11 protein-coding genes are annotated in these 12,436 nt (G+C 69.9%); 7 read left to right on the top strand and 4 right to left on the bottom strand.

Going from position 1 to position 12,436, the window contains the following annotated elements; translation table 11 throughout:
- The first annotated feature begins 86 nt into the window (after positions 1-86).
- The 5 genes from IF04_RS0113445 (at position 87) to IF04_RS0113425 (ending at position 5,908) form a co-directional block, all read left to right on the top strand.
- A complete protein-coding gene (locus IF04_RS0113445) occupies positions 87-851 on the top strand; it encodes an SDR family NAD(P)-dependent oxidoreductase (protein ID WP_030255456.1) in 765 nt (254 codons plus the stop codon).
- A 77-nt stretch (positions 852-928) separates the two neighbouring features.
- On the top strand, positions 929-2,731 hold the full coding sequence (locus IF04_RS0113440) for a flavin-containing monooxygenase (protein WP_030255453.1): 1,803 nt from the start codon (positions 929-931) through the stop codon (positions 2,729-2,731).
- Between the two features lie 62 nt (positions 2,732-2,793).
- On the top strand, positions 2,794-4,413 hold the full coding sequence (locus IF04_RS0113435; protein ID WP_030255450.1) for a hypothetical protein: 1,620 nt from the start codon (positions 2,794-2,796) through the stop codon (positions 4,411-4,413).
- Positions 4,410-5,633 carry a cytochrome P450 gene (locus IF04_RS0113430; RefSeq protein ID WP_030255447.1) on the top strand — a complete coding sequence of 408 codons (1,224 nt, stop codon included), beginning with the start codon at positions 4,410-4,412 and terminating at the stop codon, positions 5,631-5,633. Before IF04_RS0113435 ends, IF04_RS0113430 begins: the two co-directional genes overlap by 4 nt.
- Positions 5,634-5,698: 65 nt before the next feature.
- Complete coding sequence (locus tag IF04_RS0113425; RefSeq protein ID WP_030255444.1) at positions 5,699-5,908, top strand: ferredoxin; 210 nt, start codon at positions 5,699-5,701, stop codon at positions 5,906-5,908.
- A 16-nt stretch (positions 5,909-5,924) separates the two neighbouring features.
- Here the strand turns inward: IF04_RS0113425 and IF04_RS0113420 are convergent, their stop codons facing one another.
- The 3 genes from IF04_RS0113420 to IF04_RS0113410 form a co-directional block, all read right to left on the bottom strand.
- Positions 5,925-6,920, bottom strand: a complete 996-nt coding sequence (locus IF04_RS0113420; protein WP_211259800.1) for an alpha/beta fold hydrolase — start codon at positions 6,918-6,920, stop codon at positions 5,925-5,927.
- Between the two features lie 82 nt (positions 6,921-7,002).
- Complete coding sequence (locus tag IF04_RS0113415) at positions 7,003-7,452, bottom strand: hypothetical protein (protein ID WP_051831207.1); 450 nt, start codon at positions 7,450-7,452, stop codon at positions 7,003-7,005.
- An 80-nt stretch (positions 7,453-7,532) separates the two neighbouring features.
- A complete protein-coding gene (locus IF04_RS0113410) occupies positions 7,533-8,684 on the bottom strand; it encodes a hypothetical protein (protein WP_030255434.1) in 1,152 nt (383 codons plus the stop codon).
- Between the two features lie 287 nt (positions 8,685-8,971).
- Between IF04_RS0113410 and IF04_RS0113405 the strand changes: the two genes are divergently transcribed.
- Complete coding sequence (locus tag IF04_RS0113405; protein ID WP_030255431.1) at positions 8,972-9,889, top strand: glycoside hydrolase family 16 protein; 918 nt, start codon at positions 8,972-8,974, stop codon at positions 9,887-9,889.
- 9 nt (positions 9,890-9,898) lie between these two features.
- Positions 9,899-10,270: a VOC family protein gene (locus tag IF04_RS0113400; RefSeq protein ID WP_030255428.1), complete on the top strand. Its 372-nt coding sequence runs from the start codon at positions 9,899-9,901 to the stop codon at positions 10,268-10,270.
- Positions 10,271-10,299: 29 nt separating this feature from the next.
- Here IF04_RS0113400 and IF04_RS0113395 read toward each other — a convergent pair whose 3' ends face one another.
- Positions 10,300-12,345, bottom strand: a complete 2,046-nt coding sequence (locus tag IF04_RS0113395; protein WP_245654389.1) for an MFS transporter — start codon at positions 12,343-12,345, stop codon at positions 10,300-10,302.
- Positions 12,346-12,436 lie beyond the last annotated feature (91 nt).

The raw sequence follows: 12,436 nt of genomic DNA, 5'->3' as shown, positions 1-12,436 counted from the left end.
TACGGTCGAGAGACGCGGAACGCGGTACGCATTCCGCGTCCATGGCGTACGCGCAGACGTGTCGTACGGAGAGAGGGGAGCGCCGCGTGAGCAGCACCGGCCTTCAAGGGCGCAGCGTCGTCGTCACCGGAGCGGGCTCGGGGATCGGCAGGGCCGCGGCCCTGGCCTTCGCCCGCGAGGGAGCGCGAGTACTGGTGGCGGATCTGGATCGGGACGGCGCCGAAGCGGTCGTCGCGGCGATCGCCGCCGAAGGGGGCACGGCTCGCGCGGTCGTCGGGGATCTCGGCGAACAGCCGGTGGTGGACCGGGTCGTGGAGACGGCCGTGGCGGAATTCGGCGGCCTGGACGTCCTGGTGAACAACGCCGGCATCATGGACCGGTTCTCGGCCGCCGCGGACACCGATGACGACGAGTGGGAGCGCGTCCTGCGGGTCAACCTGACGGCGCCCTTCCTGCTGACCCGCGCCGCGCTGCCGCACATGCTGGCGGCCGGGCGCGGAGCGATCGTCTTCACCGCCTCCGAGGCCGCGCTGCGCGGCAGTGCGGCCGGTACCGCCTACACCGCTTCCAAGCACGGAGTCGTGGGTCTGGTGAAGTCCCTGGCGGTGATGTACCGGGCCAAGGGCATCCGCGCCAACGCCATAGCGCCCGGCGGCACGGCCACCTCCATACGGGTCGACGCCCGGGCGGACACGCACGGGCCGGCGGTCCTCGGCGGCCACGCCGGGAACATGGGCCGGATCGCGGCCGCCGAGGAGCAGGCCGCCGCCATCGTCTTCCTGGCCTCGGACGCCGCCGTCAATGTCAACGGCGCGGTGCTGCCGGTCGATGACGGCTGGTCCGCCGTCTGACGACGCTGATCGCAGGAACACAACGTCACCCCACCCCCCGGAAAGGCCAGAGAGTGTCGCCAACGGACAAGCCCTCGGTGTATGACTCCGAAACGCTGGGTCCCGAAACGTTGGGTTTTGACCCGGACGCCCTGCGTGCGCGGTACCGTGCCGAGCGCGACCGCCGGATCCGCCCCGACGGCAGCAAGCAGTACCAGCGCACCACCGGTGAATTCGGCTACTACGTCGACGACCCGTACGTGGAGCCGGGTTTCACCCGGGAGCCGCTGAACGACCGGGTGGAGGCCCTGGTCATCGGTGGTGGGTTCGGCGGGCTGCTCGCGGCCGCCCGGCTGCGCCAGGCCGGCCTGACGGACATCCGCATCACGGACAAGGCCGGGGATTTTGGCGGCACTTGGTACTGGAACCGCTACCCGGGCATTCACTGCGACATCGAGTCCTACGTCTATCTGCCGCTGCTCGAGGAGCTCGGCTACGTACCGCGCTGGAAGTACGCGCCGGGCGAGGAGATCCGGCAGCACGCGCGGGCGATCGGGCACCACTTCGACCTCTACCGTGACGCGTGTTTCCAGACGGAGGTCACGGACCTGCGCTGGGACGAGGGCGCCCTCGAATGGGTGGTGCGCACCGACCGCGGCGACCTGATGAGGGCACGCTATGTGGTGGTCTCCAGCGGCCCGTTCAGCCGGCCGAAGCTGCCCGGCATCCCGGGCATCGAGAGCTTCCGGGGACACACCTTCCACACCAGCCGCTGGGACTACGGCTACACGGGCGGCGACGCGAACGGGAACCTCCGGGGGCTCGCGGACAAGCGTGTCGGCCTGATCGGCACCGGTGCGACCGCCATCCAGTGCGTCCCGCACCTGGGGCACGATGCCCAGCACCTCTACGTCTTCCAGCGCACGCCGTCCTCGGTGGACGTGCGCGGCAACCGGCCCACGGACCCCGAGTGGGCGAAGTCCCTGACCCCGGGCTGGCACCGGCGGCGCCGGGACAACTTCCTCGCGCATGTCACCGGTGGCAGCGCGGAGGAGGACCTGGTCCGCGACGGGTGGACCACCAGCGCCCGGCTGCTGCAGAGCCTGCTGCCCGGCAAGGCCGACGCCGGGCTGTCGCCCGAGGACCGGTGGGCGATGGCGGAGCTCGCCGACTTCCGGAAGATGAACGAGATCCGGGCCCGGGTGGACGGCATCGTCGAGGACCCGGCCACGGCGGAGGCGCTCAAGCCGTGGTACCGCTACATGTGCAAGCGCCCCGCGTTCAGCGACACGTATCTCCAGACCTTCAACCGGCCCAATGTGACGCTCGTCGACACCGAGGGCCGCGGCGTCGAGCGCATCACCGAGAACGCGGTCGTGCTCGGCGGCACTGCGTACGAGGTCGACTGCATCGTCTTCGCCACCGGCTTCGACATCGGCGTCGCACCGGCCGAACGGCTCGGGCTCCCGGTACGCGGCCGTGACGGTGTCACCCTGGCCGACGCGTGGCAGGACGGGCCGCAGACCCTCCATGGGTTCTACAGCCCCGGCTTCCCCAACTTCTTCCAGCTCGGATCGGTGCAGAACGCCGTCTCCGTCAACTACGTCCACGTCCTCGACGAGCAGGCCACGCACATCGCCGAGGTCGTCGCCGAGGCACGCAAGCGACAGGCCCGTTACGTCGAACCGAGTGCCGAGGCGGTGGCCGCGTGGGTCGCCACCATCCGCGGGACGGCACCCGACGCCGGCAGGTTCCTGGCCGAGTGCACCCCCAGCTACTACAACAACGAGGGCAAGCCCAGCGGGCGCAGCGAGTCGTACGGCGGCGGGCCGGTCGAGTTCTACGGCATGCTGCGGCGCTGGCGTGCCGAGACCGGCATGCGCGACGTCATCGTCGAGTGACGCCGTCCGGGCGACGAGGACCCGGCGGTTCCCGAAGGCACGCGAAAAACCAAGGAGTGTGAATGCGACCCAGCCGGTACGACGAAACCGGCCGTCTGCGGCCCGGCAGCAGCGACCGCCGGCATGTGACGAGGCTGAACCCGCCCAACCGGCTGTGGGGTTCGAACGGCGTCTCCTTCGGGCCGGACGGCCGGCTGTACGTGGCGCAGTTCCTCGCGGGGCAGATCAGCGCCGTGGACCCGGCGTCCGGAGACGTCGAGGTGGTGGTACCGCTCGACGGCCCGGTGGAGGCCCCCGACGACCTGGCCTTCGGCGCCGACGGTTCGATGTACATCGCGGACCTGACGCCGGGCAGGGTGTGGCGCCGCAGCCCCGAAGGCGAGTACTCCCTGGTCACCGACGCGGTTACGGTGCCCAACGGCATTACCTGCGTCGGCGACCGGCTCTTCGTCAACGAGATGCGGCCCAACGGCCGGCTGCTGGAACTGTTCCCGGACGGGGGCGAGCCGTTGGTGCTGACCGACGGGCTGGCGTTGGGCAACGCGATGCAGCTCGGCCCGGACGGCCTGTTGTATTACCCGCACATGATCGGCAATCAGGTCTGGCGGATCTCCCCCGACGGCGGAGCGCCGGAACTGGTCGCCGAGGAGGTGGACGACCCGGTCGCGGTCCGGTTCGACCTCGGCGGTGTCCTGGTGGTCCTCTCCCGCGGTCCGGCAGGCATCGTCACCCGCATCGACCTGGCCACCGGGGCACGGACGGTCACCGCCAGCGGCCTGGCGGGCCTGGACAACGCGGCGTTCGACGCGGAGAACCGGATGTTCGTCTCCAGTTACGCGGGCGGCGGCATCACCGAGATGCACACCGACGGCCGTACCCGCGCGCTCGTCCCCCGCGGGTTCAACGGCCCGTTCGGCGTGACGGCCGGGCGCGGGGGCGCGGTGTACGCCGCCGACCACTTCCGCCTGGCCCGCCTCGACGACCGCGACGGCGCGCGGGAGAGCGACGCGCTGACCGTGGACCTACTGCACTTCGCCCGCGGCGTCACCGCGGACGCTGCCGGTGACGTCCTCCACGTCACCACCGGTCTGGGCGAGGTCCGCACCTGGGAACCGGCGGGGAAGACCTCCCGGGTACGGGCGAGTGGCCTGGACGACCCGACCGGCATCACCGTCACGCCGGACGGCTGCCTCGTGGTGGCCGAGACCGGTGCCGGGCGCGTCCTGCGGATCGACGCGGCGGACACCGTCACCGTCCTCGCCGACGGGCTCGACCATCCCGTGGACGTGGCCCTCGACGCCGAACAGCGGTGTTACGTCAGCGACGACCGGCTCGGCGCCGTCCTGCGCCTGGGCGAGGACGGCGAGCCGGTCACCGTCGCGGACGGCCTCGGCGCACCCCAGGGCCTGGTCGTCGTGGGCGACGAGCTCTTCACGGTCGAAACCGCCCACCGGCGGCTCAGCTCGGTCTCCCTCACCACCGGAGCCGTCACCACGGAGGCCGACGGCCTCCCGGTCGGCCTGCCGCCCGGCATCACCCGCACCGAACCGGCCCCGGTACCCGGCGTCCCCCACCGCCCCCGCCACTTCGCCGGCCTCGCCCTCGCGCCCGACGGCGCCCTCCTCCTCTCGGCCAACGGCGAGGGCACGGTACTGCGCCTGTCCCACGAAAGGACGTCATGACCGCAACACCGTCCCCGGCCGGGCATCGGTCGGCCGGGATACCCGAATTCCCGATGCCGCGCGCGGCGCAGTGCCCGTTCGATCCCCCGCCCGCCCTGCGGGAGAAACAACAGGAGGGCCCGCTCACCCGAGTACGCCTGTGGGACGGCAGCACGCACTGGCTGGTGACCCGGTACGCCGAACAGCGGGCGCTGCTGGCCGACCCCCGCGTCAGCGCCGACATCACCCGGCCGGGGTACCCGAGCCCGGCCGCGAGCCGGAGCAACACCATCGGCTTCATCCTCATGGACGACCCCGAACACGCCCGGCAGCGCCGGATGGTGACCGCACCCTTCACGATCAAGCGGGTGGAGGCGCTGCGGCCGGCAGTGCAGAAGATCGTGGACGACCTCATCGACGAGCTGCTCGCCGGCCCCAAGCCGGTGGATCTGGTCGAGGCGTTCGCCCTGCCGGTGCCGTCCCTGGTCATCTGCGCGCTGCTCGGTGTCCCCTACGCCGACCACGCCTTCTTCCAGGAGAACAGCAAGACGATCATCAACCGCGACGCCACGGTCGAGCAGCGCACCGCGGCGCACGGCCGGCTGTCCGCGTACCTGGACGGCCTGGTGGCCGAGAAGCTGGCCCGCCCCGCCGACGACCTGCTCTCCCGACTCGCCGAGCGCGTCGGCGCGGGCGAGCTGACCCGGCTCGAAGCGGCCCGGATGGGGGTACTGCTGCTGATCGCCGGACACGAGACGACCGCGAACATGATCGCGCTCGGCACGCTCGCGCTGCTCGAACACCCCGGCCAGCTCGCCGCACTGCGCGAGAGCGACGATCCGAAGCTCGTCGCCGGTGCGGTCGAGGAACTGCTGCGCTACCTGCACATCACCCACAGCGGACGCCGCCGGGTGGCCACGGACGACATCGAGATCGCCGGACAGGTCGTCCGGGCCGGTGAGGGCCTCATCCTGGCGAACGACATCGGCAACCGCGACCCGGCGGCCTTCCCCGACCCCGACCGCCTCGACATCCACCGCGACGCCCGCCACCACGTGGCCTTCGGCTTCGGCGTGCACCAGTGCCTGGGCCAGTCCCTGGCACGGATGGAGCTGCAGGTCGTCTACGGCACCCTCTACCGGCGCATCCCCACACTGCGCCTCGCGGCCGCCCTGGACGACATCCCGTTCAAACACGACGGCTCGGTGTACGGCGTGTACGAACTCCCCGTCACGTGGTGATCAGTCATCTGGTGATGCCACACCTGCCCTCCTCGCCCACTCCCCACTCCGGAGGAATCCGACCCATGAACGTGCACCTCGACCAGGACAAGTGCGTCGCATCCGGCCAGTGCGTCATGGCGGCACCCGACGTATTCGACCAGCGTGACGAAGACGGTATCGCCGTGCTTCTGACCTCCGCGCCCTCCACCGAGGACGCGGAGGGCGTGCGGCACGCGGCAACGGTCTGCCCCGCCCTCGCCATCCACCTCACGGAAGCCACGGCGGAGGACTGAGGTCAGCCACGGAAGGTCATTCGGCCTTCGGCAGGTGGCCGAGGAAGTCCAGCAGTGCCGCGTTGACCTCTTCGGGGCGTTCCTGCTGGGTCCAGTGGCCGCAACCGGGGAGCGTCACACTGCGGTGCAGCTTCGGTGCGATCGCATCGAGGGAGTCGATGACCCGGTCGATGCCATGCAGCGAGGTGACCATGTCGCGGTCGCCGACGACGTACAGCGCCGGGACGTCGATGCCGCGGCCGCGGAAGGCGGCCAGGAGCTCATTGTTGCGCTCGATGTTGCGGTACCAGTTGAGGGGGCCGGTGAAGGCCCGGTCCCCGTGCCGCGCGTAGTCGTCGGCGAAGGCGTCGATGTCCTCGGGGGTGAGCCAGGCGGGCAGCTCCGGGTCCGGTCCACCACCGAGCAGCGAGGCGCCTTCGGGCACGATCCAGGGGCGCGGCCGGGTGTTCGCCGGGTTGTCGCCCGAACCGTTGAACAGCATCCGGCGGAAGGTCGAGGGGAGGTCCCGGCCCAACTCGGCGTCGGCGACGCCGGGTTGCTGGAAGTAGTTCTGGTAGTAACGGTCACCGTACTGCTGCCGGGTGACCGACGGCGGGGCCATGCCGCCGGGCAGTACCGGCGGGACGCTGAGCCCGGCGACGGCCCGTACGACGTCCGGGCGGAGCATGGCCGTCGTCCAGGCGACCGGCGCGCCCCAGTCGTGGCCGACGACCACGGCCTGCTCCTCACCGAGCGCGTGGATCAGGGCGATCACATCGCCGGTGAGGTGCAGCAGGCTGTACGCGTCGGCATCGGCGGGCTGCTCACTGCGGGCGTAGCCGCGCTGGTCGGGCGCCACGACTCGGTACCCGGCCGCGGCCAGCGGCCCGAACTGGTGCCGCCAGGAGTACCAGCTCTCCGGAAAACCGTGCAGCAGGACGACGAGGGGGCCCTCGCCCTGCTCGGCGATGTGCAGGGCGACCCCGTTGACCTCGATGGAGCTGTGCTTGATCCCGGTATGTTCGGCAGCCACGGCTTCTCCTGACGTTGCGTCTGGACAGTACTCACGTCATCCGGGTCGATTCCGGATGACGTGAGTAAAACATCCGCCCAGGTCAGGAATGCGTTGGGGTCCCCTGCACGGCACCCGCCCGACGCGCGTCCATGCAACTCTCCAGGTGATCGATGAGGTCATCGGCCGGCCCGAGATCCGTGCTGCGGTCGGTGATCACGGTACGGCCGTCGTGCGCCAGCCGGTACTCGAAGCGGTCGCGGGAGCCCTCGTCGACGCTGCGGGACGGAAGAGCGGCGAAGTCAACGGCATCCAGCAGCGAGCCGAGCTTCTCGCGCTCGGCTCCCGACAGATCCCGGCCCGCATGGCGGCCCTTGCCGTCGACGAGGATCACCGACCCGCCGGGGCCTACCTCGATACCGCGCTGCACCCCCGCGATGCCACCACTGACATGGAGACTCACCTCGCGGGAAGCCGCAACGGACTCCCCACACCCGACCAACAACAGCCCGCCCACGAGAAGGGCGAGAAACCGTCCAATACGCGTTGCCATGCTTCCGCTCCCCTGGCTCGGGCTGCCGTCACTTTACTGATGAGACGGCCTTACCGGTGCGACCCGCGCCGCGAGCCGGATCAGGCGGCGTGCCAACGGTTACGGCCGTCGGAGCCGGGGCCGCACACCATGGGCGTGCCCGCCGTGGTGACACCGGTCGCGCCGGCCGGGGCACAGAAGGAGCCGGGGTGGACGGTGAGCCCACCGCCACCGGTACTGCCGCCGGTACTGCCGCCGGTCGAAGACGACCCGCCAGTGCTGGACCCACCGATACTGCTGGTCCCACCGGTACTGCTGGACGAGCCTCCCGACGAGCTGCTGCCGCTGCCGCCACCCCCGCTGGTCGTGTTGCGGTCGTCGGTCGAGTCACGGTAGTTCGGACGGCCGTCGTGGTCCTTGTCGCCGAGGTACGAGCCGTCCGTGGCACAGCCGGCCTTCGGATGGGCCAGTTCGAGCGTGGCGTCGGCGGTGATGTCCTCGCCTTCCGCGGGGTCCTGCGTGCACACCCGCCAGGAGTCGTACGCGCCGTCCGGCAGGTCGTCGTTGACGTAGTGCGCCTTCGCCTTGATCGCGTCCTCGTCGACTCCGATGCCCGTCAGGGTCACCACGGCGACCTGCCACGTCTTGCCGCGCAGCTCGGGCATCTCGGGCCAGGGGATCTCTGCGCCGTCCTTCTTGGGGCAGGTCTCACTGTCCTTGACCGCGGCGAAGTCGATCAGCCGGCGACTGTCATCGTGATCGGCCTGCTGGAAGCACACGAGCCAACCCGACCGCGCGACGATCGCCCGGTCTTCGGCGGAGGCGTCGTGGTGACTGACGGTGTAGCCGGCAGCGCGGGCCTTGCCCTCCGCCTCGTCGAGTTGTACGCCGATGTAGTCCGGCGCTTTCCGTTCCGGCGTCCTGCTCGGGGACGCCTTCGGGCTCGCCGTGCGCGACTCGGTCGCGACCTGCTGCGGTTTGCCCTTCCCCGTGTCGTCGAGCTGGCCGCCCAGGCCCGCGCCGATCGCCAGCAGGATGAATGCCCCGAAGCTGGCGCCCAGCCTGGCGAACCAGCGCCACGGCGGCAGGACCCACAGCAGCACGATGACGACGATCAGCGCGAGGAATCCGAGGGGGAAATATAAGGCGCCGATGAGGGCGACCAGAACGATCATGCCCAGCGCGGCGGGAGTGGTCTTCCACCACGGCCGTGCCGGAAGCGTTGGCCGGGTCGGAGGACTGTACGGGTTCACGTGGTGACTTTCCTTGTCTGGCAGCAAAAGCTGGGGCCCACGCTCGCCATGTGGGAGGGCGGGCTTCTTCCACCGATGAGTAGAAGTCACCCGATATTACCGGCTCTTACGGAATCAGTGGAAGTACAGAAGACATAACGAGAAGGCGGCTTCTGACACCACGGCATTCATGCAGCTCTCCAATCGCCCGCCTTCCGAGAGCGCTCTCACGCGTGTATTGACAGGGACGCGTCAGCGGCGATTCACTTCGCGGAGGCAGTAGGTCCGGACCAATCGAGGCGGGTCATATGTCTCTTCGCAAGTCCTGCAATGTGTCGTCACGGGAGCGTCGGCGTGCCCTCCGGGGCATCGCCCTGGCCACCGCGGCAGTCACTGCCGCGCTGAGCTGGGCTCCCGGCTCCGCCGCCGCGGCTCCCCCACCGGATGCGCCCACCGCGGCGATACGCGCCGTGACCTTCGAGGACACCTTCGACGGCCCGGCCGGGGCAGCGGTCGACGGTGGTAAGTGGCAGACCGAGACCGGCGACAACGTCAACAACCACGAGCGGCAGTACTACACGGCAGGCAATGCCAACGCCGCGCTGAACGGCCAGGGCCAGCTGGTCATCACCGCACGCCGCGAGAACCCGGGCAACTACCAGTGCTGGTACGGGCGTTGTGAGTACACCTCGGCGCGGCTGAACACCGCGGGCCGCTTCGCCTCGACCTACGGCCACGTCGAGGCGCGGATGAAGGTGCCGCGCGGCCAGGGCATGTGGCCGGCGTTCTGGATGCTCGGTGACGACATCGGCCAGGTCGGCTGGCCGAACAGCGGCGAGATCGACATCATGGAGAACGTCGGCTTCGAGCCGGGTACGGTGCACGGCACGCTCCACGGCCCCGGTTACTCGGGCAGCGGCGGCATCGGCGCGGCGTACTCCCTCCCGAACGGGCAGGCATTCGCCGACGACTTCCACACCTTCGCCATCGACTGGGCGCCGGACTCCATCACCTGGTCCGTGGACGGCACCGTCTACCAGCGCCGCACACCCGCCGATCTCGGCGGCAAGGCATGGGTGTTCAACAAGCCCTTCTTCCTCATCCTCAACCTGGCCGTCGGCGGCTACTGGCCCGGTGACCCCGACGGCTCGACGTCCTTCCCGCAACAACTCGTCGTCGACCACGTCCGCGTCTCCACCTCCAACACGGCCGGGAACGCCGCCTAAGGTACGCACATGGATCTCACGGCGATCACACTCGACTGCTCCGACCCCTTGGCGCTGGCCGCGTTCTACCAGCAGGCCACCGGGCTCGAGTTGCACGAAAAATCCCACGGCGAGTTCGCGGGGCTCCGCGGCAGGGACGGGCTCCTCATCGGTTTCCAGCGGGTCGATGGCTACCGGGCTCCGCGCTGGCCCGACCAGGCCGCCGTGCCACAGCAGATCCACCTCGACTTCGCCGTCGATGACCTCGACGAGGCCGAGGCCCTGCTGCTGGAACTGGGTGCGGTCAAGCCGGAGTACCAACCGGGCGGCGACAGATGGCGGGTCCTCGCCGACCCGGCCGGGCATCCCTTCTGCCTGACGAGAAGGAACAAAGGGGCCTGAGCGCCTGAGCACCCCGTCGAGTCAAGCGCTCATTCGTCGCTGAGGTCCACATCGTGGCTGATCACTCCGTTGCCGGTCACGGTCAGTGAGGCGGCGGTCGGTGGGTAGCCGCCGGCTATCAGGGTGTACTCGCCGGGGTGCAGGTCCTTGAAGGCGTAGTTGCCGTCGTTGGCGGTGGTTGCGGTGGCTGTGACATTGCCTGCCGCGTCGATCAGTGTGACCCGTGCGCCGGCCAGCGGGCCGTGGTCCGCGCCGGTTCTGATCGTGCCTTGGATATGGGTACTGGCAGCCGGGGCGGCGGCGTCGGAGAGATGGATGTCGTGGGCGAGCGGGCCGTCGCCGATGAGCACGGTGGATGCCTGCGGCCGGTGCCCGTCGGCGGCGGCGATCAGTACATAGCTGCCTGCGGCGGGCACCGCCATGTCGTATCCACCGTCCGGTCCCACCGGCATCCGCCCCAACTGCCGTCCCTGCGGGGAGATCAGGGTGACGACGGCGGTACGCGCCGCGACGCCATCGGCGTCCCGCACCAAGCCGTGCACCCGGCTTCCAGCGGTGCCGGTTTCCGCGGCCGCCTCCTGCAGGGAATTCGCCGTCTTCAGCGGCACTTCCCTGATGCAGAGCGCCAGCAGGAATGCCATGAAGGCGAACGGGGCGGCGTAAAGGAAGACATCGGCGATGCCGTGGCCGTAGCTGCTTTCGACGACACCGCGAATGGTGGGCGGGAGCGTCTTCAGGTCGGGGATGTTGCCCCCGCCGTGCGCGTGCGGCATCGGAATGCCGAGAGAGGTGAAGCCGTCCTTCATGTACTGGCTGATCCGCGTGCTGAGCGCGGCTCCGAGTGCGGAGACGCCGATGGCGCCGCCGAGGGTACGGAAGAACGTGACGAGCGAGCCGGCCGCGCCCAGATCCTTCGGGGCGACCTGGTTCTGTACCGCGAGTACCAGGTTCTGCTGCATCAGGCCGATGCCGATGCCGAGCACGGTCATGTAGACGACGACCTGCCAGTACGGGGTGTCGTACCGCATCAGGCCCAGCGTGGCCGCGCCGCCGGTGAGGGAGAGCCCGCCGCCGACGAGGAATATCTTCCAGCGCCCGGTGCGGGTGATGATCCGGCCCGAGCCCATCGAGGCGACCAGCAGCCCCGCCACCATCGGGATGGTCGAGACGCCCGACATGGTCGGGGTCTGGCCGCGGGACAGCTGGAAGTACTGGCTGAGGAAGACGGTGCCGGCGAACATGGCGACGCCGACGAAGATGCTCGCGAGGGAGGTAAGTGCGATGGTGGCGTTGCGGAACAACCGCAGCGGGATGATCGGTTCGCTCGCGCGGGTCTCGACGAAGAGGAAGACCAGACCGAGGAAGACGGCTCCGGGCACCATCACACCGGTCTGCCAGGACAGCCAGTCGTACGCGTCGCCGGCCAGCGTGACCCACACCATCAGCAGGCAGACCGCGGCGGTGACGAAGAAGGCGCCCAGCCAGTCGGCCTTCACCTGGCGCTTGACCACCGGCAGATGAATGGTCTTCTGGAGCACGACCAGCGCGATCACGGCGAAGGGCACCACCGCGTAGAAACACCAACGCCAGCCGAGCCACGAGGTGTCCGTGATGAGACCGCCGATCAGCGGGCCGGACACGGTACCGACGGCGTACGTCGCGCCGAGGTAGCCGCTGTACCGGCCGCGCTCACGCGGCGACACCATGGCCGCCATGATCACCTGTGACAGCGCGGACAGCCCGCCCGCGCCGATGCCCTGCACCACGCGGCAGGCGATCAGCATCCCGGCGTTCTGCGAGAAGCCGGCGACGATCGACGCGACGATGTAGAGCAGCAGCGCGAACTGGACCAGGAGCTTCTTGCTCACCAGGTCCGACATCTTGCCCCACAGCGGGGTGGTCGCCGTGACCGACAGCAGTGCGGCTGTGACGACCCAGGTGTACGCGCTCTGTCCGCCGCCGATGTCGGCGAGGATGGTCGGCAGCGCCGAGGAGACGATGGTGGAGGACAGCACCGCGACGAACATCCCGAGCATGAGCCCGGACAGCGCCTCCATGATCTGCCGGTGGGACATGGCAGCGGCGTGCGCGCCCTGTCCCCCGGGCCGGGATCCGCCGGACCGCGCGTCTGCAGATGCCGTTGTCGTCCTCATGGCCTTCCTCTTG

Origin of the sequence: Streptomyces violens, from assembly GCF_000717745.1 — a bacterium.
In the GTDB taxonomy this organism is placed as follows: Bacteria; Actinomycetota; Actinomycetes; order Streptomycetales; family Streptomycetaceae; genus Streptomyces; species Streptomyces violens.
The sequence above is the reverse complement of the archived record's forward strand: the minus strand, read 5'-3'. Positions and strand labels throughout refer to the sequence as shown.

What these genes read in the sequence shown, in the direction of transcription:
- IF04_RS0113430 (WP_030255447.1), top strand. Translation starts at nt 4,410, where the DNA reads ATGACCGCAACACCGTCCCCGGCCGGGCATCGGTCGGCCGGGATACCC.
- IF04_RS0113400 (WP_030255428.1), top strand. Translation starts at nt 9,899, where the DNA reads ATGGATCTCACGGCGATCACACTCGACTGCTCCGACCCCTTGGCGCTG.
- IF04_RS0113435 (WP_030255450.1), top strand. Translation starts at nt 2,794, where the DNA reads ATGCGACCCAGCCGGTACGACGAAACCGGCCGTCTGCGGCCCGGCAGC.
- IF04_RS0113425 (WP_030255444.1), top strand. Translation starts at nt 5,699, where the DNA reads ATGAACGTGCACCTCGACCAGGACAAGTGCGTCGCATCCGGCCAGTGC.
- IF04_RS0113415 (WP_051831207.1), bottom strand. Translation starts at nt 7,452, where the DNA reads ATGGCAACGCGTATTGGACGGTTTCTCGCCCTTCTCGTGGGCGGGCTG.
- IF04_RS0113395 (WP_245654389.1), bottom strand. Translation starts at nt 12,345, where the DNA reads ATGTCCCACCGGCAGATCATGGAGGCGCTGTCCGGGCTCATGCTCGGG.
- IF04_RS0113405 (WP_030255431.1), top strand. Translation starts at nt 8,972, where the DNA reads ATGTCTCTTCGCAAGTCCTGCAATGTGTCGTCACGGGAGCGTCGGCGT.